The 24,308-nt window shown below is 68.1% G+C and carries 26 protein-coding genes and 1 tRNA gene; 9 read left to right on the forward strand and 18 right to left on the reverse strand.

Annotation, left to right across the window (positions count from 1 at the left end; all coding sequences use genetic code 11):
* Positions 1 to 82: 82 nt before the first annotated feature.
* Both N0B51_RS00965 and N0B51_RS00970 read right to left on the reverse strand, forming a co-directional pair.
* A complete protein-coding gene (locus N0B51_RS00965; protein WP_259960320.1) occupies positions 83 to 331 on the reverse strand; it encodes a helix-turn-helix domain-containing protein in 249 nt (82 codons plus the stop codon).
* A 7-nt stretch (positions 332 to 338) separates the two neighbouring features.
* Complete coding sequence (locus N0B51_RS00970; protein ID WP_259960321.1) at positions 339 to 593, reverse strand: hypothetical protein; 255 nt, start codon at positions 591 to 593, stop codon at positions 339 to 341.
* Between the two features lie 183 nt (positions 594 to 776).
* Between N0B51_RS00970 and N0B51_RS00975 the strand changes: the two genes are divergently transcribed.
* From N0B51_RS00975 to N0B51_RS00985, 3 genes are read left to right on the forward strand one after another with little or no spacing between them, the layout of a single operon-like run.
* Positions 777 to 1,172, forward strand: coding sequence for a DUF3489 domain-containing protein (locus N0B51_RS00975; RefSeq protein WP_259960322.1), 396 nt, complete (start codon positions 777 to 779; stop codon positions 1,170 to 1,172).
* Positions 1,169 to 1,624 (forward strand): DUF2924 domain-containing protein, encoded by a 456-nt coding sequence (locus N0B51_RS00980; RefSeq protein WP_259960323.1) that lies wholly within the window; start codon positions 1,169 to 1,171, stop codon positions 1,622 to 1,624. Before N0B51_RS00975 ends, N0B51_RS00980 begins: the two co-directional genes overlap by 4 nt.
* Positions 1,617 to 3,287 carry a recombinase family protein gene (locus N0B51_RS00985; RefSeq protein WP_259960324.1) on the forward strand — a complete coding sequence of 557 codons (1,671 nt, stop codon included), beginning with the start codon at positions 1,617 to 1,619 and terminating at the stop codon, positions 3,285 to 3,287. Before N0B51_RS00980 ends, N0B51_RS00985 begins: the two co-directional genes overlap by 8 nt.
* A 189-nt stretch (positions 3,288 to 3,476) precedes the next feature.
* Here the strand turns inward: N0B51_RS00985 and N0B51_RS00990 are convergent.
* From N0B51_RS00990 to N0B51_RS01005, 4 genes are all read right to left on the reverse strand, one after another.
* Positions 3,477 to 3,552: transfer RNA gene (locus N0B51_RS00990), tRNA-Lys, on the reverse strand.
* A 26-nt stretch (positions 3,553 to 3,578) separates the two neighbouring features.
* Complete coding sequence (folK, locus tag N0B51_RS00995; RefSeq protein ID WP_259960782.1) at positions 3,579 to 4,073, reverse strand: 2-amino-4-hydroxy-6-hydroxymethyldihydropteridine diphosphokinase; 495 nt, start codon at positions 4,071 to 4,073, stop codon at positions 3,579 to 3,581.
* On the reverse strand, positions 4,070 to 4,933 hold the full coding sequence (aguB, locus tag N0B51_RS01000) for an N-carbamoylputrescine amidase (RefSeq protein ID WP_259960325.1): 864 nt from the start codon (positions 4,931 to 4,933) through the stop codon (positions 4,070 to 4,072). The genes folK and aguB overlap by 4 nt, the downstream gene beginning before the upstream one ends.
* Before the next feature lie 69 nt (positions 4,934 to 5,002).
* Complete coding sequence (locus tag N0B51_RS01005) at positions 5,003 to 5,821, reverse strand: class I SAM-dependent methyltransferase (protein ID WP_259960326.1); 819 nt, start codon at positions 5,819 to 5,821, stop codon at positions 5,003 to 5,005.
* A gap of 99 nt (positions 5,822 to 5,920) precedes the next feature.
* Here N0B51_RS01005 and msrA point away from each other — a divergent pair, with 99 nt between their 5' ends.
* The gene (gene msrA / locus N0B51_RS01010; protein WP_259960327.1) at positions 5,921 to 6,454 is read left to right on the forward strand and encodes a peptide-methionine (S)-S-oxide reductase MsrA; all 534 of its coding nucleotides are present in this window, start codon (positions 5,921 to 5,923) and stop codon (positions 6,452 to 6,454) included.
* On the opposite strand, the gene N0B51_RS01015 is transcribed toward msrA, so the two are convergent.
* The gene (locus N0B51_RS01015; protein ID WP_259960328.1) at positions 6,451 to 7,683 is read right to left on the reverse strand and encodes an RsmB/NOP family class I SAM-dependent RNA methyltransferase; all 1,233 of its coding nucleotides are present in this window, start codon (positions 7,681 to 7,683) and stop codon (positions 6,451 to 6,453) included. The two genes, msrA and N0B51_RS01015, sit on opposite strands and share 4 nt — an antisense overlap.
* Before the next feature lie 55 nt (positions 7,684 to 7,738).
* On the opposite strand from N0B51_RS01015, the gene N0B51_RS01020 reads away from it, so the two are divergent.
* Positions 7,739 to 7,912 carry a DUF1674 domain-containing protein gene (locus tag N0B51_RS01020; protein ID WP_259960329.1) on the forward strand — a complete coding sequence of 58 codons (174 nt, stop codon included), beginning with the start codon at positions 7,739 to 7,741 and terminating at the stop codon, positions 7,910 to 7,912.
* Here N0B51_RS01020 and N0B51_RS01025 read toward each other — a convergent pair.
* Genes N0B51_RS01025 through N0B51_RS01040 form a run of 4 tightly spaced genes read right to left on the reverse strand, consistent with a single transcriptional unit; the run spans position 7,909 to position 13,634 of the window.
* The gene (locus N0B51_RS01025; protein WP_259960330.1) at positions 7,909 to 9,327 is read right to left on the reverse strand and encodes a cytochrome P450; all 1,419 of its coding nucleotides are present in this window, start codon (positions 9,325 to 9,327) and stop codon (positions 7,909 to 7,911) included. The two genes, N0B51_RS01020 and N0B51_RS01025, sit on opposite strands and share 4 nt — an antisense overlap.
* Positions 9,328 to 9,363: 36 nt before the next feature.
* On the reverse strand, positions 9,364 to 10,386 hold the full coding sequence (hemH, locus tag N0B51_RS01030; protein ID WP_259960331.1) for a ferrochelatase: 1,023 nt from the start codon (positions 10,384 to 10,386) through the stop codon (positions 9,364 to 9,366).
* The gene (locus N0B51_RS01035) at positions 10,383 to 12,662 is read right to left on the reverse strand and encodes a molybdopterin cofactor-binding domain-containing protein (protein WP_259960332.1); all 2,280 of its coding nucleotides are present in this window, start codon (positions 12,660 to 12,662) and stop codon (positions 10,383 to 10,385) included. Before N0B51_RS01035 ends, hemH begins: the two co-directional genes overlap by 4 nt.
* Before the next feature lie 3 nt (positions 12,663 to 12,665).
* On the reverse strand, positions 12,666 to 13,634 hold the full coding sequence (locus tag N0B51_RS01040; protein ID WP_311201815.1) for an Mrp/NBP35 family ATP-binding protein: 969 nt from the start codon (positions 13,632 to 13,634) through the stop codon (positions 12,666 to 12,668).
* Positions 13,635 to 13,709: 75 nt separating this feature from the next.
* Between N0B51_RS01040 and hflK the strand changes: the two genes are divergently transcribed.
* The 3 genes from hflK to N0B51_RS01055 all read left to right on the forward strand — a co-directional run bounded on the left by hflK (position 13,710) and on the right by N0B51_RS01055 (position 17,363).
* Positions 13,710 to 14,885, forward strand: coding sequence for an FtsH protease activity modulator HflK (hflK, locus tag N0B51_RS01045; RefSeq protein ID WP_259960333.1), 1,176 nt, complete (start codon positions 13,710 to 13,712; stop codon positions 14,883 to 14,885).
* Positions 14,885 to 15,733, forward strand: coding sequence for a protease modulator HflC (hflC, locus tag N0B51_RS01050; protein ID WP_259960334.1), 849 nt, complete (start codon positions 14,885 to 14,887; stop codon positions 15,731 to 15,733). Before hflK ends, hflC begins: the two co-directional genes overlap by 1 nt.
* A 97-nt stretch (positions 15,734 to 15,830) precedes the next feature.
* The gene (locus tag N0B51_RS01055; RefSeq protein WP_259960335.1) at positions 15,831 to 17,363 is read left to right on the forward strand and encodes a Do family serine endopeptidase; all 1,533 of its coding nucleotides are present in this window, start codon (positions 15,831 to 15,833) and stop codon (positions 17,361 to 17,363) included.
* Positions 17,364 to 17,441: 78 nt separating this feature from the next.
* Here N0B51_RS01055 and N0B51_RS01060 read toward each other — a convergent pair whose 3' ends face one another.
* From N0B51_RS01060 to N0B51_RS01090, 7 genes are all read right to left on the reverse strand, one after another.
* The gene (locus tag N0B51_RS01060; protein WP_259960336.1) at positions 17,442 to 17,882 is read right to left on the reverse strand and encodes a PilZ domain-containing protein; all 441 of its coding nucleotides are present in this window, start codon (positions 17,880 to 17,882) and stop codon (positions 17,442 to 17,444) included.
* Positions 17,883 to 17,905: 23 nt separating this feature from the next.
* Positions 17,906 to 18,193: a hypothetical protein gene (locus N0B51_RS01065; protein ID WP_259960337.1), complete on the reverse strand. Its 288-nt coding sequence runs from the start codon at positions 18,191 to 18,193 to the stop codon at positions 17,906 to 17,908.
* 158 nt (positions 18,194 to 18,351) lie between these two features.
* Positions 18,352 to 20,541: a transglycosylase domain-containing protein gene (locus tag N0B51_RS01070; RefSeq protein WP_259960338.1), complete on the reverse strand. Its 2,190-nt coding sequence runs from the start codon at positions 20,539 to 20,541 to the stop codon at positions 18,352 to 18,354.
* A 69-nt stretch (positions 20,542 to 20,610) separates the two neighbouring features.
* Positions 20,611 to 21,027 carry a peptide-methionine (R)-S-oxide reductase MsrB gene (gene msrB / locus N0B51_RS01075; RefSeq protein ID WP_259960339.1) on the reverse strand — a complete coding sequence of 139 codons (417 nt, stop codon included), beginning with the start codon at positions 21,025 to 21,027 and terminating at the stop codon, positions 20,611 to 20,613.
* Between the two features lie 56 nt (positions 21,028 to 21,083).
* The gene (locus N0B51_RS01080; protein WP_259960340.1) at positions 21,084 to 21,755 is read right to left on the reverse strand and encodes a glutathione S-transferase family protein; all 672 of its coding nucleotides are present in this window, start codon (positions 21,753 to 21,755) and stop codon (positions 21,084 to 21,086) included.
* A gap of 70 nt (positions 21,756 to 21,825) precedes the next feature.
* Positions 21,826 to 22,287: a hypothetical protein gene (locus N0B51_RS01085; RefSeq protein WP_259960341.1), complete on the reverse strand. Its 462-nt coding sequence runs from the start codon at positions 22,285 to 22,287 to the stop codon at positions 21,826 to 21,828.
* 102 nt (positions 22,288 to 22,389) lie between these two features.
* The gene (locus tag N0B51_RS01090; protein WP_259960342.1) at positions 22,390 to 22,758 is read right to left on the reverse strand and encodes a hypothetical protein; all 369 of its coding nucleotides are present in this window, start codon (positions 22,756 to 22,758) and stop codon (positions 22,390 to 22,392) included.
* Between the two features lie 116 nt (positions 22,759 to 22,874).
* Between N0B51_RS01090 and N0B51_RS01095 the strand changes: the two genes are divergently transcribed.
* On the forward strand, positions 22,875 to 24,296 hold the full coding sequence (locus tag N0B51_RS01095) for an NAD-dependent succinate-semialdehyde dehydrogenase (protein ID WP_259960343.1): 1,422 nt from the start codon (positions 22,875 to 22,877) through the stop codon (positions 24,294 to 24,296).
* The last annotated feature ends 12 nt before the right edge of the window (positions 24,297 to 24,308 follow it).

Genomic DNA, 24,308 nt, shown 5'->3' on the forward strand with positions numbered 1-24,308 from the left:
GAGCGGACGGCTGCTTTCGGGCATTCACCGTTCTGGCCGGAATGACCGATTATAGGGCGCCTTTCGGACGCTTCAGAGGTGCTCAAGCGGAGAGTGTCTTGCTCACCAGCTCCGGAGCAGTGCCGCTGCCAATAAAGTGGATCCCCTCTGCTCGAAGCGCTTTCAGAACACGATCAATCACATAGTCACTGACCTTTTCTCCCTGCTCCAACCTCCGCAGAGACGAGAGGCTGATCCCGGCGAGACTAGCCAGCTCTTCCCGCGAGATGTTCAATAGACCTCGCGCGGCGACGCACGAATGGCCCGAAAGCTGGAAGGCGAGCGAATCCATCCGCTGATTATGCGAAAGCTGCGGCTGGACTGCTAGCCACATTCGAGCATGTGTCGCTGATATGGCGAGGCGAGAACGCAGCGATACTCCCGATCTGGTGCAGCACCTCCTGCTTGAGGCCGGAAGGCTCATGGAAGACGCCGCCCCTGATCTTGCGCTCGCCAGATCCGACGATCCTCTGGTTCAGGAAGCGCGGATCGAACGCGTCGTGCAACTCTCCGATAGTCTCCGTTCGCTGGCGCAAGCTGCGAGGGTTCTTCATCGGGCGGCCTCTGGCTGGGACTGATCAAAGCGAAATCCATTCGACTTCGTGCTCCAAGCAAGCATTGGTCTTCATGTGAATCGCTGCCAGCCTCATTGGCGGCAGCAGCCCTGATCGGCTCGATCGGCAGGGCTCTGGGTGGTGGGAGCAGCGATGGCCGCTGGTCCGACAGGAGCACCATCCATGACAAAGACTGCCAACAACACGCCTAAGAAAAAGCCACGCCGGATGGCGCGGGAGCCTCAGCCGAAGATCACCCCAGTGGCGGCATCAGCGGGGACGGCCGATCACGCCAACCATGCTTCCGCCTTGCCATCAGCGAGCGATGCCAAGCCGCCGACGAAGACGGCTGCGATCCTGGGCCTACTCACGCGAAGTGAAGGCGCAACGCTGGATCAGCTTGTCGAGGCGACCGGGTGGCTGCCGCACACCACTCGGGCAGCGCTGACGGGCCTCAAGAAGAAGGGCTTTGAGATCACCAGCATCAAGGTTGACGGTGTGCGCACGTACCGGGTGACCGATAAGCGTGAGCTCGGCGCTGCTGACGAACGCCAACCCGCCGGAACCATCGACGCATGACCATCGAACAGCGCGTCGCGGCCATTGCAGCGATGCCCTCTGCCGAGCGCAAGGCGGAGTGGCATCGCCGCATGGGCACAGCCGCACCTCCGGCTTTCGGCGCGGGCCTGCTGGCCCGCGCCCTTGCGCATGATGTCCAGGTCAAGGCACTGGGCGGCGGTCTGACCAAGGCCGAGCTGCGCCGTCTTGCTCAGCTCAACAGCAAGGATGATCGTGTTCGCGACGGCGCAGCAGCCGGTCCGGTCAAGCCCGGCACATGGCTATCGCGTACCTGGCACGGCGAAGTCCACCAGGTCGTCGTGCTCGAAGGCAGCTACGAGTACAGGGGAGTGCGCTATCGCTCGCTGTCCGAGATCGCCCGGCTCATCACCGGTACGCAGTGGTCGGGGCCGCGCTTCTTTGGCCTGCACAGCCCGCGGCTCGGCAAACTGGCAGTGCGGCGCGATGGCTAGCGAGTCTCCCAAGCGCCTGCGCTGCGCCATTTACACGCGCAAGAGCACTGAGGAGGGGCTCGAGAAAGCGTTCAATAGCCTCGATGCACAGCGTGAAGCCTGTGCTGCCTACATTCTGTCCCAGCGACATGAAGGGTGGTCCTTGCTGCCGGACCTCTACGACGACGGCGGGTTCACAGGGGGCAACATGGACCGTCCTGGACTCCAGCAGCTGCTCGCCGATGTTCGCAGCGGCAAGGTCGACGTGGTCGTCGTCTACAAGGTCGATCGGTTGACCCGCAGCCTCGCCGACTTTGCCAAGATAGTTGAGGTGCTTGATGAGATGGGCGCCTCCTTTGTCAGCGTCACGCAGGCGTTCAACACCACCAGTTCGATGGGCAGGCTGACCCTCAACGTGCTCCTCTCGTTTGCGCAGTTCGAGCGCGAGGTCATCTCAGAGCGCATCCGCGACAAGGTCGCTGCCTCGAAGGCGAAGGGCATGTGGATGGGCGGTCCCGTGGCGCTCGGGTACCGAGTTGAGGACCGCAGGCTGGTTGTGGTGTCTCAAGAGGCTGAGACTGTCCGCAATATCATGCGGCGCTACCTGAAATCGCAGAACATCTTCGAGCTGCTCGATGAACTCGAGCGCGACGGCATTGTTAGCAAGAAAGTGAAAGGACGCGACGGCACGTTCCGCGGCGGAGTGCCTTTCAAGCGGGGAGCGCTCTACCACCTGCTCTCCAATCGCCTCTACCTCGGGCTGACAATGCATAAGGGCAAGGCTTACGAGGGGCAGCACGACGCGATCGTCGATGCCGAGTTGTTCGACGCGGTGCAGGCCAAGCTCGCCGAACGAACTAACCCGCGGACTTCCGCCAAGGCGCAGCGCCGAGTCAGTTTGCTAGCCGGAATGATTTGCGACGAGCACGATCGGCCGATGTCGCCCTACCACACCCGCAACCACGGCCGACGCTACAGCTACTACGCTTCAAACCGTGGCGACGGTTCGCGAGAGCAGTCATTGCGGCTGCCAGCAGGCGAGCTTGATGCAGGCGTTCGCACGGCATTATCCGCGCTGCTCTCGAATTCGCAGGTTCTGCATCGCCAACATCAGTTGCTCGACCCGGCCCAGCTGTTCGCCTTGCTCGATCACTGCGCAGACCTCGCCGAACGACTTCGGACGATGACCATCGCCGAGATCCGCTTGCTGCTCGGCCAGCTCGATCTGCGGGTGGTGGTCAGCCGCGATTGCCTCATGGCGACCATAAGCTCGAGATCCCTGCTCGCGCTGGCAGAAATTGAGAGCGAGGTTGATAGCCGCATCCATCTGGCGGTGCCGGCAACCACCGATTGGTTCGGACACGAACAGCGCCTCCGACTTGAACCGCCCAGCAATGGCGCCGCCCCTCCCGATCACCGTCTGGTCGAACTGGCGGCTCGCGGGTTCGCATCGCGCGACCAGCTACTCGCGATGACGGCTGACGAGTTGGCCTCCATGCCTGTCACTCAGCACAGGCATCTCGAGCGGACTGCGCGGCTGGCCTATCTCGCGCCGGACATTGTTCGCGCCATAGCCGATGGACGCCAACCCAAGTCACTAACCGCGCGTAAGCTCGCGCGGCTGGGATCGCTGCCGATGGAATGGTCCGAGCAGCGCGCCATGCTCGGCTTCGCAGCCGACTGACCGCAAATCACGTTTTAGGACGCGATTTCGAACTCGGAGAATCTCGGACGATTTGCCGGCTCCGGCGCGTGCCAGAGTGTCTCTATCCCACAAACCTGGCGGAACGAGCCCGCAAGAATGGCGGAATTCCGGGAGTTCTTGGCGCAGTTCTCCGGCGGCCGATGAATCCGGGAATTCGGTGTGACTGCGTGGTGAGCCCTGCTGGGTTCGAACCAGCGACCTACTGATTAAAAGTCAGTTGCTCTACCGACTGAGCTAAGGGCCCGACGCAACCGTGCGGCAGGCGGGGCCCTAGGCCAGCGGATTGCCGCGGGTCAAGCGCGCATGGAGATGGGCAAGGGTCAGGCCTGTCAGCGGGTCGCGCCACTCGGGTGCGATCGCCGCGGCCGGCCTCAGGACGAAGGCGCGGCGGCGGAACAGCGGGTGCGGCACCACGAGGCGGTCGCTGGCCCACGCCCCCCCGCTCCACAGGATCAGGTCGAGGTCGAGCACCCGGGCGCCCCACCGCGCGCCGCGCCGGCGGCGGCCGAAATCGCGCTCGATGGCCTGCAGCACGTCGAGCAGCCCTTCGGGCGCCAGCGCGCTGGCGATCACGGCGGCGGCGTTGGCGTAGCGGCGGCGCGAGGGGCCGAGCGGGACGCTCGCGATCACCGGCGAGGCGACCTCGACGCGGGCGCCGGCCTTGTCCAGTGCCGCGAGCGCCGCGGCGATCACACTTCGCGGGTTGCCGTAGCGGGGATGCCGCACGTTCGACCCCAGCGCGACCAGGTAGCGGTGCGCGGTCAGACGTCCTCGCAGATCCGGCCGTAGAGCTGCGGGCGCCGGTCGCGGAAGAACCCCATGCCCGCGCGGTGCCTCGCCGCCCGGTCGAGGTCGATCGTGGCCACGAGAGCGCCGGCTTCCGCGGCTCCGTATTCGCAATGGAAATCGCCCCACTCGTCGGTCACGAAACTGTGGCCGTAGAACGTCTGCCCGTCTTCGGTGCCGATGCGGTTGGCGGCGATAACCGGCATGCAGTTCGACACCGCATGGCCGAGCATGGCGCGGCGCCACATCCGGCTGGTATCGAGCGCGGCATCGTAGGGTTCGGAACCGATCGCGGTGGGATAGAACAGGAGTTCGGCACCCATCAGCGCCATGACCCGCGCGCTTTCGGGATACCACTGGTCCCAGCAGATGCCGACGCCGATGCGGGTCCCGAACACGTCCCACACCTTGAACCCGTCGTTGCCGGGCCGGAAATAGTACTTTTCCTCATAGCCGGGGCCGTCGGGAATGTGGCTCTTGCGGTAGGTGCCCATGATCTCGCCGTCGGCGCCGATCATTGCCAGCGTGTTGTAGTAATGGTGCCCGTCGCGCTCGAAGAAGCTGGTGGGGATCGCGACCCGGAGCGCCTTGGCGAGCTTCTGCATCGCCAGGACCGAGGGGTCGTCCAGCGTCGGTCGCGCCCGCGCGAAGAAGGCCTCCTCCTCCACCTTGCAGAAGTAGGGCCCGGAGAAGAGTTCGGGCGGGAGGATTACCTGCGCTCCCTTGTTCGCAGCGTCCTCGACCAACGAGGAAACGGCGGCGATGTTCGCCGCCGCGTCGTCGGACGAGAGGTCGAGCTGAAGCGCGGCGACGGTGAGGGTGCGTTCGCTGGAGGCCATGCCCGCGGCCTATTTCTCCCGCGGCGCGAAGTCCACCCGAATGCGCCGTTCACCGCCCCGCGGCGCGCCTCAGCGCTTGCGGAACAGCAAGGTCATCCGGTCGCTCTCGCCCAGGGTGCGCAGATCGTCACGTTTCGTGCGCAGGGTGGGCGGCATCTCCCACACGCCCTCGGGGTAATCGGCGGTATCGCGCGGGTTGGCGTTGATCTCGCTTGCGCCGACGAGGTCGAACCCCATCGCCTCGACGAAACCGACAACGTCCGACTGGCGCAGGTATCCCCTGGTGCCGTTGCTGTAGTCGCCATCAGCCCACTCGGGTGCGCGGTGCTGAACGATCCCGAGCATGCCCCCGGGCTTCAGCAGATCGCGCATCGCCTTCAGTTCGCTGTCGGCAAAGTTCCAGCGCATCATGTTGTGCATCATGCGTATGACCAGGATCCGGTCGAAGGTGCCCTTGTCGGCGTCGGTGATCCCGTCGAGCGTGAGCGCCGATGTGCCCGCTGCGGGACGCGCGGTCCAGCCCTCCACCTTTGCCGCAAAGCCCGCCGCGCCCTGGCGAATGCCTTCCCGCGTCTTTTCGTCGAAGATACCCTCCTCGGGCGTGAAATAGAGCCCGACCAGCCGCCCCTTCGGGCTCAGGTAGTTGCCGAGCACGCGGGAGTACCATCCGCCGCCGGGCGCATATTCGCCGACCTTCATGTCGGGCTCGACCTGGAAGAAGGCGAGCGTTTCGGCCGGGTGGCGATACTGGTCGCGCGCCGCGTCCTGCGCGCGGTTGTCGCGCGCCAGCGCGGCCGCAGCTGCCGCCTCGATCGAAACCGGGTCGTGAGCGGCCGCAGGGGCCGCCAGCAGGAGCGAGAGGGCAAGAAAAGTGTAACCTGAACGCACGAATACTCTCCCGAAAAGCCAGGATCGCAAGAGTAGCCGCAACCCGCCGGCTGACAAGGGGAACCAGGCTTCCTATCTCCCCCACCAAAGGAGAATGGCATGAGCGAACAGGCAATCGTCGCAGGCGGATGCTTCTGGTGTACCGAGGCAGTCTTCCGCGACGTCGTCGGAGTGAGCGCGGTCGAGAGCGGGTATATCGGCGGCCACGTCGAGAACCCGAGTTACAAGGAGGTATGTTCGGGCAGCACCGGCCACGCGGAAGCCATCCGGGTCACCTATGACCCCGCCTCGATCACATTGCCGGAAATCTACGACGTCTTCCTCGGCACCCACGATCCGACCCAGCTCAATCGCCAGGGCAACGATGTCGGCACGCAGTACCGCAGCGCGATCTTTCCGCTCGACGACGCCCAGCGCGCCGAGGCGGAGGCCGCCATCGCGCGCTGGAACGACGAGCATCCGGGCCAGCAGGCGGTGACCACGATCGAGGGGCCGGGCGAATGGTACCCGGCCGAGGATTACCACCAGGAGTACTGGGAGGGCGAAGGCAAGAGCAATCCCTATTGCCTCGCGGTCATTCCGCCCAAGCTGATGAAGCTCAGGAAGAGCTTCCAGGACAAGGTGAAGGCCTAGCTCCGCCGCCAGCGCGCGGCGAAGAAGCCGTCGATGCCGCCCGCTTCGCCGAGCATCGACGGCTCGGTCCGCAGCCAGCCCTCGGGCGTCGGCGCAAGGCCGGCGGGCAGTTCGCCGGCCTCGACCGGAAGCGGATCGAGCGCGACGCCCGCGGCGCGCGCCTCGCCCTCTTCCGGCTCGAGCGAACAGGTCGCGTAGACCAGCGTGCCGCCGGGGGCGAGCCAGCCGGCCGCGCGGTCCAGCAGCGCGGCCTGCAGCTCGGCCATCTCCTCGATCTGGCGCGGCCCGATGCGGTGGAGCACGTCGGGATGGCGCCGGCAGGTGCCGGTCGCGGTGCACGGCGCGTCGAGCAGGATCGCGTCCCACGTGCGGCCCGGCTTCCACGCCAGCGCGTCGGCAGCGACGACCTCGGCGGACAGGCCGGTCCTCTCGAGGTTCTCGACCAGCCGGTCGAGCCGCTTGAGGCTCTTGTCGACGCTGGTCACCTGCCAGCCTGCGGCAGCAAGCTGAAGCGTCTTGCCGCCGGGCGCGGCGCACAGGTCGAGCACGGTCCGGCCCTCCCCCGCCCCAAGCAGCCTGCCGGGCAGTGACGCGGCGAGATCCTGGACCCACCATGCCCCGGCGTCGAACCCGGCGAGGCGTTCGACCGCGGTGCCCCGGGGCAGGCGGACATGGCCGGGGGCCAGCGTCATCCCGCCCAGCTCCTTCGCCCAGCGGTCGGTCTCGCGCCGGTCCCCGAGCGCGAGGTCAAGCGGCGGCGGCTCGGCCAGCGCGGCGGCGATCGGCGCGGCGCGCTCGCCCCAGCGACGTGCCACCGGTTCCGGCAGCGTCGGCACCGCGGGTAGCGAAACCCCGCGCTTCACCAGCGCCGAGAACACCCCGTGCGCCAGCCGCCGCGGACCGCCGGCAAGCAGTTCGAGCCCGGTCGCGATCGCGGCGTGTGGCGGGGTGTCGAGGCGCAGGACCTGCGCGAGCATCATCCGCAGCACCATGCGCGGCTTGGCGTCGTGGGGAAGATTCTGCTTGGTGGCGCTGTCGATCAGGGCGTCGAGATCGACCAGCCAGCGCAAGGTCTCGCTGGCGATCGCGCGGGCGAGGCCGCGGTCGCTCGGCGTCAGGCCCTTCGCATGGGCGCGCTCGGCCATCTCGAGCGTCTCGCCCCGGCGCAACACCGCGTCGAGCATGCGGAGCGCAGCGGCGCGCGCGGGGAGACCCTGAACCTTTGCCATGCCCGTGCCCCTATCGGCGATTGCACCCGGGCGCCAGCGCGCCCATCTTGGCCGCATGAGCCAGCCAAATGGCGATGGGCGCGCCACCAAACGCCCCGAGACGTTCGAGAAGCCCGCTCACTGGACGAGCGATCCCGCGCCCGAGCCCGCGCCGCCGACAGTGGACGAGGACCTCAGCCCGACCCGCTACGGCGACTGGGTTAAGGACGGGATAGCGATCGATTTCTAGAGCGGGCGAAGCGCGATCCTGAGACCATCCCTGGGCTTGGGGATCGGCCACGGCTGCCATTCCGGCGCGTAGCCATCGGCAACCTCGATGTGGTAACGCTGGAGCAGCTGCGCCATGAGGATCTTCACCTGCATGTAGGCAAAGTGCAGGCCCAGGCACATGTGCGCCCCGCCGCCGAACGGGATCCAGGCATACTTGTGCCGCGCCTTCACCTTGTCGGGCGTGAAGCGCATCGGGTCGAAGGTGTCCGGGCTGTCCCAGTATTGCTCCATGTGGTGCGTCAGGTGCGCGTTGAACCCGCACGCCGCACCCGCGGGTATGTGAACCCCGTTGAATTCGAAGCTGCGCAGCGCGCGCCGCGGGATCGAGGGCACCGGGGTGATCAGCCGCAGTGCCTCCTTGAACGCCATCTCGAGCAGATCGAACTTCGGCAGATCGTCGTATGTCGCGCCGCGCGGCTTGCCGTGGCTGTCCGGCCCGCCGGTCACCGCGAAGGCCTCCTGCCGGACCTTCTCCTGCCATTCGGGATGCCTGGCGAGCAGCCAGACCAGGCTCGTCGCGGACGAGGTGATGGTGTCGTGCGCGGCCATCATCAGGAAGTTCATGTGGTCGACGACCTCGTCGACCGGCAGCATTTCCCCGTCCTCGCGTGTGGCGGTGGCGAACTGGCTGAACATGTCCTGCCCCAGCCCCTCGCCCGCGCGGCGCTTGAGGGTCTGCTTCGTGAAGTAGTCCACGAGGAATGCGCGTCCCTTCACGCCCTTGCGCATCTGGGTGAACGGCAGCGGCTTGCGGACCGGGGTCACCGAGGCGGCGACCATGTCGACGAACGCCTGGTTGATCCGGTCGGCCTCAGGACCCCAGGGAAGGCCAAGGAAGCTGTCGGCGGCAAGGTCGAGCGTCAGCTTCTTGATCGCCGGGTAGAACAGCATCTCGCCGTTCCACCGCGCCACCTCTTCCGCGATCCCCCGGTCGAGGGCGTCGGCGTAATGGCGCATCGGCTCGGGCTTGAAGGCGATCGACAGCGCGCGCCGGTCGGCCCGGTGGTGGTCGAAGTCGAGCAGCATCAGCCCGCGCGGGAACAGCTGGTGCAGGGTCGGGCCCCAGCCCTGTTCGCTCGAGAAGATCTTGTCGCGGTCGAACAGCAGCAGCTCGTTCGCCTCGGCCCCGATCAGCATGATGTGCCAGTAGCCCAGGGTCTTGTTCTTGTAGACCGGGCCGTATTCGCGGAACATGCGCCAGTGGAAGCCGTGCGGATCGGCGAGCATTCGGAACAGGTTGCCGACGACCGGCGGCCCGGATTCGCCGGGAATGTGAGCGACATCGGCGTCGGTCAGTCGCCCTTCGGACCAATGCGACGGGGGTGCTTGTGTCGGCTGGTGAGCCGCGAGGATCGGTTCGGCGAGGCTGGCCACGGGTAGCTCCTGACAACTTACATGGTTGTAAGCCCGCTAGAGCCACCCGGCAAGCTCGCGGCGGACGATCGTTTCGAGCATCGCCATCCCCGCATCGCCCGCGTTGAGGCAGGACAGCGCCGCGAACTGCGCGCCGCCAGCCTCGAGGAACTGTTCGCGGCCGCGGATCGCCAGCTCCTCGAGCGTTTCGAGGCAATCGGCGGAAAAGCCCGGCGCCGCGACCACGAGACGCTTCGTGCCCGCGCGGGCCTCTTCCTCGATGACGACATCGGTGGCGGGCTCCAGCCACTTCGCACGCCCGAACCGGCTCTGGAAGGTCGTGACGATCCGTAGGTCCCGGCGGTCCAGAGCTGCCTCGAGCAAGCGCGCCGTCTTTCGGCAGTGACAGTGGTAGGGATCGCCCAGTTCGAGCGTGCGCTGCGGCATTCCGTGGAAACTGAGCAGCATGACCTCGGGCGCGAAGTCGAGCCGGTCGAGCTGCGCGGAGAGATCGGCGGCGAGTGCGTCGATGTAGGCAGGATCGTCGTGATAGGGCGGCAGGGTGCGCAGTGCGGGTTGCCAACGCATTGTCCGCAGCTTGTCCGCAGCCTTGTCCACCACGGTCGCCGTGGTCGCGCCGCTGTATTGCGGATAGAGCGGCGCGAGGAGGATCCGGTCGCACCCGGCGTCCATCAGCGCCTGCAGTTCGTCGCCGATCGAGGGGCGGCCGTATCGCATCGCGTAGCGCACGATCACGCCTGCGCCGAGGCGGTCCTGCAGGCCTGCCGCCTGCGCCTTCGTGATCGCGGCGAGCGGCGAACCCTCCTCGGTCCAGACCTGGCCATAGGCTTCCGCGCTCTTCTTCGGCCGCGTGTTGAGGATGATCCCGCGCAGGATCGGCTGCCACAGAAGCGCGGGGATCTCGACCACTCGGCGATCGGACAGAAACTCGCCGAGGTAACGCTTGACGCTGGCCGGGTCGGGCGCGTCGGGCGTGCCCAGATTCACGACGAGCACGCCGATCCGGCCGCTCCTGACGGGCGGGTGGTCGGCGGGAAGCGATTGCGGTTGCCAGGTCATAGGCCCTCGGACAGCAGGGGAAGGCGGCGCAGGCGCAGGCCGGTCGCCGAATGGAGCGCGTTGGCGATGGCGGGGGGTGCCACGGCAACGCCGATCTCGCCGGGATCGGCGGGTTCGCCTTCGCCGGGAATGAAGTCGACCGCGATCTCGGGGCTGTCGGCGAGCGCGGGCAACCCAAGCGCGCCGAGCCGGCTCGTGGTCGGAAGTCCCGATTGGAACTGGAGCGCCGAGCCGGTCGCGAGGCCCACGCCGAAGATCAGACCACCCTCGATCTGCTGACGGGCGATGTCGAGATTGACGATCCGCCCCAGGTCGACCGCCACGCTGAGTTTCTCGACGCGCACCCCGCCCTCGCCCGCCCGTGCCGAAGCGACGCAGGCGATCCGCGCCACCGGGCCCCCGCTTTCCGGATCGCCGATGCGCCAGCACGCGATGCCATTGCCGCTCTGGCCCGATCCGCCGTCCCATTCGCCAAGGCGCGCGGCACGCTGGAGGCATTCGGCAAGGCGCGGGTCGCTGCCCAGCAGCGCCATGCGGAAGCCCAGTGGCTCGCGCCCGACGCGCGCGGCCAGTTCGTCGATGAAACTTTCGGTGATGAAGGCGAGGTATCCGTGCGCGTTGCCGCGCAGCCGCCCGCTGGGCAGGCCGACGTCGACCGGGACATGGTCGATCGCCACGTCGGGGATGGCATAGGGCGTGGTCGCCCCTTCGAAGGCGAGCGGGTCGGGCGCCGCAGCGGCGGCCCGGCGCGCGGCCAGCGCGGTCTTGTTGCCGAACAGGCGGGCCCCGAACTCGGCGGTGGTAGATGGCATCGCGACCCGCAGCCGCAACGCAGTCGGCGTTCCGTCTTCCTGCGCGGTCCACGCGCTGGCGAGCGCGGCGAGCGGGGCGCGCGGGCGCCCGCCGACGTGTTCCTGCCAGCGCGACCAGACGAGCTGGACCGGCGCTCCAGCGGCCTTGGCGATCACCGCCGCCTGGATCGCGTGATCGTGTTCCAGCCGCCGGTCGAAGCTGCCGCCCGCGGCCATCGGATAGAGCACCGCGTCTTCTGCCGACAGTCCGACCGCCTTCGCTGCAGCCGCCTTGGCCAGCGCCGGCGCCTGCGAAGCGACCCAGAGTTCCAGCTTGCCGTCCGCAAGCCGGGCGGTTGCGGTCGCGGTCTCGATCGTCGCGTGCGTTGCCGGCGCGATCTCGTAGCGGTGTGTGACCGTGGGCTCGCCCTTGCCGGAATCGCCCGCGCCGCGGGTGGCGATGCGGCTCGCTTCCCCTACGGTCAGCGCGGCGTCGAGCGCGTCGTCGATCCGCTCGCTCCCGGCACGGCCGGTGGTCTGCCAGACCGGACTCATCGCCGACAGCGCCTGTTCCGCTGCCCACCAGGTGTCGGCCACCGCGGCGAGCCAGCCGCGCGACCTGACCACCGCACGCAGGCCGCGGACTGTCGCGCCCGCCGCCTCGTCGAATCCCTCGAGTTCGGTATCGCCGATGGGCCCCTGCCTTATCGCGGCGTAGAGCATTCCCGGCAGGCGAATGTCGCCCGCGAAGGGGAACGTGCCGTCGACCTTGGCCGGCAGGTCGAGCCGCGGATAGACAAGGCTCTCGATCTCTCCGCTCGCGGCGGGCGCCTCGGCGTAGGGTTCGGGCCGGACCGGCGGCGGATCGGGCGGGTCGTAGCTCGATGCGTGCTCGGCGAGTGCCGCGAAGCTCAGGTGCCGGCCCGCGTGGACGACGATCCCGTCGCGGACTTCGCACTCCTCCCACGAAACGTCCCACCTGTCGGCAGCGGCCATGCACAGCATCGCGCGCGCCGCCGCCGCCGCTTCGCGCGCGGGGCCTTCGTAGGCAGCGAGCGAGCTTCCCTCGGCGGTCGCGGTAAAGCCGGTCGATTCGGCCCACCGCCGCGTGACCAGCTTGCGCGGATCGTCGGCCAGCCCGGACGCGAAGGGCATCCACAGCGGTGCCCACTTCGCCGCAAGCGGCAGGTTGGGATAGGCACCCGAAACGGGAGCCGGCTCAACCGCGACCGTGCGCCAGTCGGCGCCCAGTTCGGCCGCGACGATCTGGGGGAGCACCGTGGTCACCCCCTGCCCCATTTCAAGCTGCGGGACTGCCACCGTGACAACGCCGTCACGCCCGATCTTGAGCCACGACGAATAGGCCCACTCGCCGCGGCCCGGGGTCAGCGGAGCGCGGTATTCGCGCGGCCAGAGTGCCCACGCGACCACCAGCCCGCCGCCCACCGCGGCGCCTGCAAGAAGGCCCCGGCGGCTGACCTGCATCGCTTACGCCGACCTCTCGTCGAGCCAGGCGGAAACCTTCGCAGCGATCGCGGTGAACGTGTCCGCCACCTCGCTCTCGCCCGCCGCGGGCGGTTCGCCGGCGTCGCTCGCTTCGCGCAAGGCGAGGGTGAGCGGAATGCGCCCGAGGAAGGGCAGTCCTGCGGCTGCGGCCGCGGTTTCTACGCCCCCGCGGCCGAACGGGTCGCTCACCTCGCCGCAATGCGGGCAAGCATAGCCGGCCATGTTCTCGACCAGCCCGATCACCGGGACCGGCCCCTTGGCGAACAGCTCCGCGGCGCGCTGCGCGTCGATCAGAGCAAGGTCCTGCGGGGTGGAAACGATCACCGCGCCCGCCGGCCGGTGCTTCTGCAGCATGGTGATCTGCACGTCGCCGGTACCCGGCGGGAGGTCGAGCAGCAGCACCTCGACGTCGCCCCAATCCGCTTCGATCAACTGCCCCAGTGCACCAGAGGCCATCGGCCCGCGCCAGGCGAGCGCCTTGCCCGGCTCGACCAGGTGGCCCATCGACAGCATCGGCACGCCGAACCGGCTCTCGACCGGCACCAGCTTCTCGCCGCGCGCCTCGGGCCGCACGCCCTCGGTGTCGAGCAGTGTCGGCTGGCTGGGGCCGTAGATGTCGGCATCGACGAGGCCGACCTTGCGGCCCATCCGGGCCAGCGCGACCGCGAGGTTGGCGGTGAGCGTCGACTTGCCGACGCCGCCCTTGCCCGATCCGACCGCGACGATCACCGGCGCGGCAGGCTTGTCGCTCATCACCGCGATCCGCACCTCGGTCACGCCCTCGACCTCGCCGAGCAGGTCCTTCACCGCATTCTCGAGGTCGCCCCGGCCGCCCGGCGCAAGACCCGTCCCGTCAAGGATCACGGTAACCGTCCCGTCGCGCAGTTTGAGCGACCGCACCCGCGTCGCGATTGTCCGGGGCAGGCGATCCTTCAGCGTACTCTCGTCCATAGGACCGCGGCACTAGCAGCAAAATCGCGAGCGCAACCCCTGTTTTTCCGTCCCGGCGTACCTATAAGTGACCCCATGGACATGAAGGATGGGTTGGGACGCGTTATCGGCCTCGCGATGGCCGGCAAGAGCCCGTGGGGCTCCAAGCCCGGCGGCGGCAAGACGCCTGGCGAGGAACCGGAAACCGGCGCTGCGGACGACGGGGCTGCGAGCCCCGACGAACCGGCGGCGGACAAGCCCGCACGCAAGGGACCGCGCAATCCGTGGCTCCCTTCCGGCGATGAACCGCGCCGGTCGGCCAGCATCGAGGACATCTTCAAGCACCGCGGCCCCGAAGGCCCGCGCCGCCGGATCGGTGGCGGAGGGGGCGGACCGGGCTTTCGCCTGCCCGAGCGGCCCGGCGGCGGGAGCTGGTTTCCCTTCGCAGTCGGGGCGATCGTGCTCGTCTGGCTGGGCGTGTCGATGGTCCACCAGGTCGGCCCCAAGGAAGAAGGCATCGTCACCACCTTCGGCCAGTACTCGCGCACCCTGACGCCGGGCCTCAACACCACGTTGCCGTGGCCGATCCAGCAGGTCGACATCGAGGAAGTCAGCCAGTTCCGCGACGAGCAGATCCCCGAAGGCACGGCGCAGAAGCTGATGCTGACCGGCGACCAGAACCTCGTCGACCTCAGCTACAACGTCCGCTGGTCGATCAAGGACCTCAAGCAGTTCCGCTTCCAGCTCAAGGACCCCGAAGAGACCCTGCGCGACGTGGCCGAGGCCGCGATGCGCGCATCGGTCGCGCAGAAGTCACTCGACGAGGTGCTGTCGGGCGCCGGCCGTGCCGACATCGAGGGTTCGGTCATGCGGCGTATGCAGGCGATCCTCGACACCTACCGCTCGGGCATCGCGGTCCAGGGCGTCCAGATCAGGAAGACCGATCCGCCAAAGGAAGTCGAGGAGGCGTTCAAGGACGTGTCGGCCGCTCAGCAGGACGCCGACGCCGAGATCAACCGGGCCGAAGCCTACGCGCAACAGGTTCTCGCCCGCGCGCAGGGTGACGCGGCCAGCTTCGACAAGATCTACGAGCAGTACCGTTTGGCCCCCGACGTGACCAAGCGGCGGCTCTACTACGAGACGATGGAGCGCGTGTTGCGCAACAACGACAAGACCGTGATCGAAGCGCAGGGGGTCACGCCCTACCTGCCGCTTCCCGAACTCAAGCGGCGCGCCCAGGCGGCGGGCCAGTCCGCGGCGGGAGACCAGTGATGGAAGGCTTCTGGGAAACCCATAAGACCTCGATCGTCGCGGTCGCCCTCGCGCTCGTAGCGCTGTGGTCGAGCGTGGTCGTCGTGCCCGAGACGCAGGAAGCGGTGATCATCCAGGCGGGCCGTCCCGACCGGGTCGCCAACCGCTTTCAGCCGGACAAGCCCTATGGCGAAACCGGCGCCGGCATCGTCCTGCGGATCCCGTTCTACGAGCGGGTCGAGCGGATCGACAAGCGGGTGCTCAAGATCGACATGGAACCGCAGACGGTCCTGTCGACCGACCAGCTCCGCCTCAACGTCGATGCCTATGCCCGGTACCGGATCATTGACCCGGTCAGGATGGTCCAGACCGCCGGCACGCTGCCGACGGTGGACAGCCAGCTGTCGCAGATCCTTTCGTCGGTGGTGCGGCAGGAACTCGGCCGGCGCAGCTTCGCCTCGCTGCTCACCGCCGAGCGCGGGACGACGATGGCGAACATCACCCGCAAGCTCGACGAGCAGGCCCGCAAGTACGGCGCGCAGGTGATCGACGTGCGGATCAAGCAGGCCGACCTGCCTGACGGCAGCCCGCTGATCTCAGCCTTCCGGCGCATGGAAACGGCGCGCCAGCAGGAAGCCGCGACCTTGCGCGCGCAGGGCCAGAAGAACGGCCAGATCATCCGCGCCGAGGCCGACGCACAGGCCGCCAAGATCTACGCCGAAGCCTATGGCAAGGACCCGCAGTTCTACGATTTCTATCGCGCCATGCAGAGCTACGACACGACCTTCGCGGCGGACTCCAAGTCCGGGAGCACCTTCGTGCTCGACCCGAGCAACGAGTACCTGAAGCAGTTCCGCGGATCGCGTTGAGCGTTCGTCGGTATGTTCAATGAGGGTTAAGCCCCGCGGGCGAGAGTGCGCGCCCGAGGGAGAATTGGAAGAGATGCAAGTAAAGGAATCCAGGCGCGTGCGATACTCCTATGGACTGACATCGGCGCTGCTCCTCGGCGGTGCCGCGATATCCCTGATCACCGGTCACCCGGCGGGTGCCCAGGTGGCGCAGAACGACGACAGCCAGATGGCCCGCGTGGTGCCCCGCGCCGGCGCGCCCGCGAGTTTCGCCGATCTCACCGCCCAGCTCCAGCCGGCGGTGGTCAACATCTCGACCCGCCAGCGGATCCAGGTGGCTGGCCAGCAGAACCCCTTTGCGGGCACGCCGTTCGAGGGCCTGTTCGGCAATCGCGGCGGCGGCCAGCCGCAGACCCGCGAAGCGCAGTCGCTGGGCTCGGGCTTCATCATCTCGGCCGACGGCTACGTCGTTACCAACAACCATGTCATCGCGCCGCAGGGCCGCGGCGAGGTCGAGGAAATCTCGGTCACCCTGACCGACGGCACCGTCCTGCCGGCCAAGCTGATCGGCAACGACGCCTCGTCCGACCTCGCGGTGCTCAAGATCGAGCGGCGCGAGCCCTTCCCGTTCGTCAAGTTCGGCGATTCCAGCCAGGCCCGCGTGGGCGACTGGGTGATCGCGATCGGCAACCCGTTCGCGCTCGGCGGCACGGTGACCAGCGGCATCGTTTCGGCGGTCTACCGCAACACCGGGTCGGGCGGCGCCTACGACCGGTACATCCAGACCGACGCCAGCATCAACCGCGGCAACTCGGGCGGCCCGCTGTTCGACATGCAGGGCAACGTCATCGGCATCAACAACGCGATCTTCTCCCCTTCGGGCGGCAGCGTGGGCATCGGCTTCGCCATTCCCGCCGAGATCGCCGCGCCGATCGTCGAGAAGCTGCGCGCGGGCCAGGAAATCGAGCGGGGCTACCTCGGCGTGCAGATCCAGCCGGTCGCGGGCGACCTCGCCGATTCGCTGGACCTGCCGCCCAACCAGGGCGAATTCGTCCAGTCGGTCGAGCCCGGCCAGGCGGCCGACAAGGCCGGGATCAAGCCGGGCGACGTGATCACCCGGGTCGACGGCAAGCAGGTGACGAGCGACCAGACGCTCTCCTTCCTCGTCGCCAACATCGCGCCGGGCAAGCGCATCCCGATCGAGCTCTACCGCGAAGGGCAGCGCCGCTCGGTGACCGTGACCGTCGGCAAGCGTCCCAGCGAAGAGGAACTCGCCCAGTCGCAGATGTTCAACGGCGACCCGCAGCAGGACGACGATCGCCCCGCGAGCGGCGCGACCAGCGGCGAGGCGCTGGCGCGCGACCTTGGCCTTCAGGTGTCCCCGCTGACCGCGCGGTATGCTCAGCAGCTCGGCGTGCCGACCGATACCGGCGGGCTGGTGATCCTGGGCGTGGACGGCAATTCCGACGCGGGCCAGAAGGGCCTGCAGCGCGGCGACATCGTCGTCACCGCCAATTACCGGCCGGTCAACGCGATCGGGGACCTCGAGGCGATCGTCCGTGAGGCGAAGTCGGCCGGGCGCGAAAGCGTACTCCTGCGGATCCAGCGACGCGGGCGGCCGCTGACTTACGTGCCCATTCGCCTGCGCTGAGCAGCACGCGAAGCGGCCGACAGGCCCCCGCCTGGCAGCACGCCGGGCGGGGATATTCCCTGGACCCGCCGAACCTGGCTAGGCCGCACGGCCCAGAACGACCCGCAGCCAGTGGGGCAGGCGGCACATCTGGCCCTGGGCGACCGGTCCGGCGCTGGATGCGGGTCCGGCATCCACGACCACACCCACAGCCGGTTCGATGCCCAGTGCGGCGGCGAGGCTTCCCGGCAGTGCCTCGTCGAACCGGATTCCCGCCGTGCGTGGCTGTGCCCATACGACTTGGCCCGACAATCGCCGGTCCGGCCCGAAATCGAGGGTCACCGTGGCGCCGACGGGCACGGCGAGTCCGCCGACCCGGATCCGGCAACCTGTGCGCGAAACGTCGATCAGCGTGACCCGGTGGGGACTGGCGGGTATCCGCGCGATGGCCGAAGCGCCCGACTCGATGCGCGCGTCGCCGCGGCGATCGCACGCCTGTCCCGGTTCACCCTTGAGCGGCTCGTCCTGCCCGGCGTGCATCCGTGGGCCCATCGATCGCGAGGTCAGGTGTCCGATGCCTCGGGCGGATGGGACCGCACGACGTGATCGAGGACCGCCGGATGAAGCGGGCGATCGAAGCGGAAGCCGGCATTGGTGCAGTTCGCCCAGCAGACCTCGGCCCCCAGCATTTCGAGCCCCCCGATCTTGAGGCTGAATCCCGTGCCACCGGCGAGCGGGCGCGATTGCAACGATGCGTTGAAGCCGTGGGTCGAAAGGTCGACGATTCCCACGGCCTGGCGCGCGCCGCGGCTGCTTTTCAATTGTCCTTCGAGCGACGTGCTGTGCCGCATTGCCGTGCGTCGCTCGGCCTTTGAGCCTGGTTTCATTTTTACGCTCTTCCTTCCTGATGAAGAATTGAGAGCGACCGTGTGTTATTTCGCCGCAATGGAGCGAATTACTTGAAGGACTCGTTAATTGCTGCCGACGACGACAGAATCGAGACAATTTTCTAGTTGCCTGGAGGGCGCTGAGCGGGTGCAGCCGAGGGCGGCACCGCGGTTTGCCGGGGACGCGGCACGGCAGGCGGCGACGGAGGCCGCACGCCGGTGGCGCGGTCGAGGAAATCGTCGCTCGCCGCCTGGGTCGCCTCATCGGGCGGTCCCGGCCGCCGCGCCGGAACGCCGGGGACCTGCTCGCCCTCGACGGGAAAGGGGTCAGGGGGCTGGGACTGACCGGGTCCGGGACGCGAAGGCTCGACGAGATTGCCTTGCTCGTCGATGTAATAGTAATCGTCCGGGTTGCCGCCGAACAGGTATTCCTCGTCGGGTTCCAGTTGCCAGTCGGGCAGTTTGAGATCGGTGTCGAACGCCTCGACCGGCCGGTCCTTGACCGCGTACTTCATGTAGGCGGCGAAGGCGCGCGCCGGGGCGGTGCCACCGTGCAGGCCGGAAACCGGCTTCGCATCGTCGCGGCCCATCCAGACCCCGGTGGTGATCCCGCTCGAAAAGCCGAGGAACCATCCATCCTTGCTCGAACTCGTAGTGCCGGTCTTGCCCGCGACCGGCCGCCCGATCTGCGCGGCACGCCCGGTGCCGGTGCTGACCGCGGTCTGCAAGAGGTCGGTCATTCCCGCCGCCACATAATCTGGCACAAGCCGTGTCGAGCGCGCCTGTTCGTGCTGGTAGAGCACGTCGCCGGCGGTCGTGGTCACCTTGACGATGCCGAACGGCTCGAGGCTCATCCCGCCCGCGCCCACTTCGGCAAAGGCGCGGGTCAGGTCGATCACGCGGACTTCACTGGTACCCAGCACCATCGCCGGATAGGTCGAGATCGGCGTGGTGATGCCGAACCGCCGCGCCATCGACGCGACCGTTCCGAACCCGACTTCGTTGCCGAGCTGCGCCGCGACCGTGTTCTTGGAGTATGCGAACGCGGTGCGCACGTCGATCTCGCCAGCGTAGCTGCGGCCGTCGTTTCGGGGGCTCCAGCCGTCGATCGTGACCGGCACGTCCTTCACGCGGTCGTCGGGCGTGTAACCCGCCTCGAGCGCCGCGAGATAGACGAACAGCTTCCACGCCGAGCCGGGCTGGCGCACCGCATCGGTCGCGCGGTTGTAGTTGGTGGTGACGTAGTCGGTGCCGCCGACCATCGCGAGGATCGCCCCGTCGCGGTCCATCGACACCAGCGCGCCCTGCGCCCCGCCAGGCACGTTGGACTTGATCGCGGTCGCCGCCGCCTGCTGCATTCCGACGTCGAGCGTGGTCCACACCTCGATCGGCTCGAACGTCTCGGGCAGCAGGATCTCGAGCTGGGGCAGCGCCCAGTCGGTGAAGTAGCGCACCGAGTTCTGGCTCGCGTCCTTCTTCAGCTTGACCGCGCTCGGGTCGACCGCGGCCTCGCTGGCGCTGATCCGCCCCTGCTCGCGCATCAGCCGCAGCACCACGTTTGCCCGACCCACCGCCGCGTCGATGTCGGCGGTCGGCGAGTAGCGGCTGGGCGCCTTGACGAGCCCCGCGATGATCGCCGCCTCGGCGGTCGACAGGTCGGTCGCGTCGTGGCTGAAGAACTTGCGGCTGGCGGAATCGACGCCATACGCCCCGCCCCCGAAATAGACCTTGTTCAGATAAAGCTCGAGGATCTGCTGCTTGGAAAACTTCGTCTCGAGCGCCATCGCGAGGATGATCTCGCGCGCCTTGCGGTCGAAAGAGCGGTTCGAGTTGAGGAACAGGTTGCGCGCCAGCTGCTGGGTCAGGGTCGAGGTCGCCTGCAGCCGCCGTTCGCCGGTGATCCAGACGTAGACCGCCCGCATGAGGCCGATCGGGTCGACGCCGGGATGCGAATAGAACCGCCGGTCCTCGACCGACACCATCGCGTCTTTCATCACCTGCGGGATCTGCGAGCTGTCGAGCCACTTGCCGTAGCTCGGCCCCAGCTCGACCAGCTCGGTCCCGTCGCGCGCCCGCACGACGATGGTCTGACCCGGCTGGCTCGCCTTGAGCGAGGCGTAGCTGGGGAGCGAACGCGCCGCGAACAGCACCGCCAGCGCGACGAAGATCACGCCCAGCACGGCCGCGCCGCCGCCCCACAGAAAAACCCGGCGCAGCCACAGGCGCCAGCCGCTTGCCGCGTGCTTCGCTTTCCCGCTCTGCCGCCGCCGCTGCGCCTCGCTTGCCGCGCGCCGGCTCCCTCGCCTGGCCATCCTAGAGCCGCACCCTCGTTACCTTCCGTCGCGGGGGTGCATAGGCGAGATGTAACCCGGCGTGAACGGCTATTCCTGCGCGTCGTCCCGGGGCGAGAAATCGAGCGCGGCGGAATTGATGCAGTAGCGCATTCCGCCCGCTTCTCTGGGACCGTCTGGAAACACGTGACCGAGATGGCCGGCGCAATTCGAACAGACGACTTCGGTGCGGATCATGCCGTGGCTCAGGTCGCGGTGCTCCTCCACTGCAGACCCTTCCGCCGGCGCGGTAAAGGCCGGCCAGCCGCACCCGCTGTTGTACTTGGCGTCGCTCTCGAACAGTAGCTGGCCGCAGCCGGCGCAGCGATATTCGCCGGGATCGTAGTTCTTGTCGTACTTGCCGGTGAAGGCGCGCTCGGTCCCCGCCTGGCGCAGGACCTGGTATTGCTCGGGGCTGAGCTTCTCGCGCCACTGGTCGTCGGTCAGGTCCCTGGGGTCGATGCTCATCGGGCAGTCTCCTTCGGGCAGGATATGGGTATTGAAGTCGCCGCCTCAAGCGCGGGTCACGCGTCCACCTTGCCGTAATGTGCCGGGGGCTGGATCACCTCCATCCGCTCGGTCAGCAGCGGGCGGAAGCTCGGCCGGCTCTTGAACACCGCGTACCAGCCGCGCGCCTCGTCGTGGCCGGTCCAGTCGATCCCGCCAAGGTAGTCCGCAACCGAGATCTGCGCCGCGGCGGCGAGGTCGGCGAGGCTCATGGTAGACCCGGCGAGCCAGGCCCGCGTCTCGACCAGCCAGTCGACGTATTCGAGATGCTCGTGCGCCAGCTTCATCGCCTCGCGCAGGACCCTGCTGTCGGGAGGCTGGCGCAGGACGAGCCGCTTCTTCATCCGTTCGTGGAGCAGCGGAGCGACCACGTCGCCGTAGAAGTTTTCGTCGAACAGCGCGACCAGGCGGCGGATCTCCGCGCGGTTGGCCGCGGTGCCGTTGATCATCGCGGCCCTGTCGACGGTTTCCTCGAAGTATTCACAGATCGCCCGGCTGTCGGCGAGGACGACGCCCTTCGCCTTGTCCTCGAGCACCGGCGTGCGCCCTGCGGCGTTGAGCCGCCAGAAGCCCTCCGACGGCTCCCACGGGTTTTCGCGCCAGAGTTCGTAGCCGACGCCCTTTTCGCTCAGCAGCAGGCGAACCTTGCGGCTGAACGGGCAGAGCGGAAATTGGTAGAGGCGCCACATGGCCTGGCGTCATGCACCAGCGCGCGGCGCAAATCCACCTGACAGGCGGGAAATAAGCGGCGGAAAAACCTCAGTAGCGGGCAGAGGTGCCGGCGTCTTCGATCGCCGCGCGCATCCGTTCGGCCATCTCGCGCAGCGCGGGCATCATCGCGCCGATACCGCCGGCCATCGAGCCCATCGCGCCCATCATCCGGGGCAGGCTCTCGCGCACCCTGTCGGGTACCTCCTGCGCCCGGGGCGAGACACTGCGCATGGTCATGTCCGGATCGATTTCTTCCGGGTCCTCGCCGGCTGCCTGGGCCACGGCACGCGCGAGCGGCGCGAGCGGCAGGTCGAGCATCGCCTCGCTCGCCGCTGCCATCCCCTCGGCCACCGCCGCCTGTACCGCCGGATTTCCGAGCGCCGCCTCGATCTGGGCGGCAGCGACCTCGGTATCGGTATCGACATCGGCATCCGGGCCGTAGTCCTGCGCGAAGGCGGGAAGCGGAGCGGCAAGGGCCGCAGCGGCGAGAGTGGTGACGAGAACGCGCATGGCGAACCTCCCGGGACAAGCGGTCCGAAGACCAGGCGAATCGGCGCAAAGCCTAGGAGGCGCGCGCTTGCCCGCCGCTGAACGCCGCCCCGGTTCGCCGCGTCAGAGCCCCGACGCGTCGAGCAGCAGGAGGCACGGCTGCATCGCCGCCTCGAGTGCTCCCGGCCGGCGGAGATCGCGCGCCTGCGCGGTCAGCTCGTCGGCGACCTGGTCGCGCGTCCAGCCGGTTTCGTCCATGATCGCGGCAGAGGAGCGGACGAAGAATTCCTTGCCCCTTTCGGCAAGCAGGGGCCACGCCTTGTTGCGGCCCTGCGCCTGCTCGGCGGCGCCGAGCGCGAAGGCGGCAGAGCACTTGAGCGCGGCCTGCTGCTGCATCGAGAGCGGGGCTGCCGGTCCTTCCGCCGGAGCGGCGTCCTGGGCGATGGCGGGGGCCGCGGCGAGAAGCAGGGCGGGAACGGCGAGACGGATCATCGCCGGCCTGTAGCCCACCGCACATGAACCGCGCCAGACCGCGCATCGCCCTTGCATTCGCGCCGTGCCGCTCGCACTTCGGACCCGAACCCAAGCCGCACTGGAGACCGCAAGACATGACCGACACCCACCTGCTGATCGCCGGCGAAACCCTTTCCGGAGATGGGCGCGACACCGCGGACGTGCTCGATCCGGCGACCGGAGAGGCGATCGGGCAGGTGACCCATGCGACCACGGGCGACCTCGACCGCGCGCTCGAGGCCGCCGCGCGCGGGTTCAAGGCGTGGCGCGGCACCGGCGCAGACCAGCGTGCGGCGATTCTGACGAAGGCCGCCGCGCTCATCCGCGAGCGCGCGAACGAAATCGGCGCCGCGATCACGCGGGAGCAGGGCAAGCCGATCAAGGAAGCGGTCGGCGAGACGATCTACTGTGCGATGCTGCTCGAATTCTACGCCGGCGAATGCAAGCGCATCTACGGTCGCACGCTGGTGCGTCCGGCGGGTTCGCGGGTCGAGGTGCAGTATCACCCGGTCGGCCCGGTCGCCGGGTTCGCGGCGTGGAACTTCCCCGCGCTCAACGTCATGCGCAAGATCGGCGGCGCGCTCGCCGCTGGATGCTCGACGATCGTCAAGCCGTCAGAAGAGACCCCCTCGGCCGGCCTCGCGCTGGTCCAGGCTCTCGTTGACGCGGGTGTGCCGGGCGATGCGGCGCAGTGCGTGTTCGGCGTGCCCGACGAGGTCAGTCGCCACCTGCTCGGCTCCCCCGTGATCCGCAAGGTGACCTTCACCGGCTCAACTGCGGTTGGCAAGCACCTCGCCAGGCTCGCCGCCGATGATCTCAAGATCGCGACGATGGAACTGGGCGGCCACGCGCCTGTGCTGGTGTTCGCTGACAGCGACATCGACAAGGCGCTCGATACGATGGTGGCGAACAAGTACCGCAACGCAGGACAAGTCTGCGTCAGCCCCACGCGCTTCCTTGTCGAGGAACCGGTTTTCGAGAAGTTCCGCGACGGTTTCGTCGAGCGCGCCAAGGCCGTCACCGTTGGCAACGGGATGGACAAGGACACCGCGATGGGTCCGATGGCGTCCGCGCGCGGCCTCGAGCGGATGGAGAGCCTAATCGGCGACGCCAAGTCGCACGGCGCGAATCTGCTGTTCGGCGGCGAGCGGATCGGCAACCAGGGCTTTTTCCACCAACCCACTGTTCTCAGCGAAGTCTCGCAGGAAGCCGAGATCATGAACGAGGAGCCGTTCGGCCCCGTGGCGATCCTCAATCCGATGGCGGGCGAGGACGCGATGATCGAAGAGGCCAATCGCCTGCCCTACGGCCTTGCCGCCTATGCCTGGACGAGCGATCCGGCGCGGCGACGCCGGCTTGCGGCGGAAGTCGAGGCAGGGATGCTGGCGATCGACACTGGCGGCGTCTCGGCGGTCGACGCGCCGTTCGGCGGCGTGAAATGGTCGGGCTACGGTAGCGAGGACGGGCGCGAGGGCGTCATGGCCTGCATGGTGCCCAAGGCGATCCACGAAGGCTGAAACGGGGGTTAG

It is taken from the genome of Tsuneonella litorea, assembly GCF_025154015.1.
Lineage (GTDB): Bacteria > Pseudomonadota > Alphaproteobacteria > Sphingomonadales > Sphingomonadaceae > Tsuneonella > Tsuneonella litorea.

Coding starts and splice junctions, on each gene's coding strand:
- N0B51_RS00965 (WP_259960320.1), bottom strand. CDS start 331: ATGGATTCGCTCGCCTTCCAGCTTTCGGGCCATTCGTGCGTCGCCGCG.
- N0B51_RS00970 (WP_259960321.1), bottom strand. CDS start 593: ATGAAGAACCCTCGCAGCTTGCGCCAGCGAACGGAGACTATCGGAGAG.
- N0B51_RS00975 (WP_259960322.1), top strand. CDS start 777: ATGACAAAGACTGCCAACAACACGCCTAAGAAAAAGCCACGCCGGATG.
- N0B51_RS00980 (WP_259960323.1), top strand. CDS start 1,169: ATGACCATCGAACAGCGCGTCGCGGCCATTGCAGCGATGCCCTCTGCC.
- N0B51_RS00985 (WP_259960324.1), top strand. CDS start 1,617: ATGGCTAGCGAGTCTCCCAAGCGCCTGCGCTGCGCCATTTACACGCGC.
- aguB (WP_259960325.1), bottom strand. CDS start 4,933: ATGGCCTCCAGCGAACGCACCCTCACCGTCGCCGCGCTTCAGCTCGAC.
- msrA (WP_259960327.1), top strand. CDS start 5,921: ATGAGCGAACAGGCAATCGTCGCAGGCGGATGCTTCTGGTGTACCGAG.
- N0B51_RS01015 (WP_259960328.1), bottom strand. CDS start 7,683: ATGGCAAAGGTTCAGGGTCTCCCCGCGCGCGCCGCTGCGCTCCGCATG.
- N0B51_RS01020 (WP_259960329.1), top strand. CDS start 7,739: ATGAGCCAGCCAAATGGCGATGGGCGCGCCACCAAACGCCCCGAGACG.
- hemH (WP_259960331.1), bottom strand. CDS start 10,386: ATGACCTGGCAACCGCAATCGCTTCCCGCCGACCACCCGCCCGTCAGG.
- N0B51_RS01035 (WP_259960332.1), bottom strand. CDS start 12,662: ATGCAGGTCAGCCGCCGGGGCCTTCTTGCAGGCGCCGCGGTGGGCGGC.
- N0B51_RS01040 (WP_311201815.1), bottom strand. CDS start 13,634: ATGGACGAGAGTACGCTGAAGGATCGCCTGCCCCGGACAATCGCGACG.
- hflK (WP_259960333.1), top strand. CDS start 13,710: ATGGACATGAAGGATGGGTTGGGACGCGTTATCGGCCTCGCGATGGCC.
- hflC (WP_259960334.1), top strand. CDS start 14,885: ATGGAAGGCTTCTGGGAAACCCATAAGACCTCGATCGTCGCGGTCGCC.
- N0B51_RS01060 (WP_259960336.1), bottom strand. CDS start 17,882: ATGCACGCCGGGCAGGACGAGCCGCTCAAGGGTGAACCGGGACAGGCG.
- N0B51_RS01065 (WP_259960337.1), bottom strand. CDS start 18,193: ATGCGGCACAGCACGTCGCTCGAAGGACAATTGAAAAGCAGCCGCGGC.
- N0B51_RS01070 (WP_259960338.1), bottom strand. CDS start 20,541: ATGGCCAGGCGAGGGAGCCGGCGCGCGGCAAGCGAGGCGCAGCGGCGG.
- msrB (WP_259960339.1), bottom strand. CDS start 21,027: ATGAGCATCGACCCCAGGGACCTGACCGACGACCAGTGGCGCGAGAAG.
- N0B51_RS01080 (WP_259960340.1), bottom strand. CDS start 21,755: ATGTGGCGCCTCTACCAATTTCCGCTCTGCCCGTTCAGCCGCAAGGTT.
- N0B51_RS01085 (WP_259960341.1), bottom strand. CDS start 22,287: ATGCGCGTTCTCGTCACCACTCTCGCCGCTGCGGCCCTTGCCGCTCCG.
- N0B51_RS01090 (WP_259960342.1), bottom strand. CDS start 22,758: ATGATCCGTCTCGCCGTTCCCGCCCTGCTTCTCGCCGCGGCCCCCGCC.
- N0B51_RS01095 (WP_259960343.1), top strand. CDS start 22,875: ATGACCGACACCCACCTGCTGATCGCCGGCGAAACCCTTTCCGGAGAT.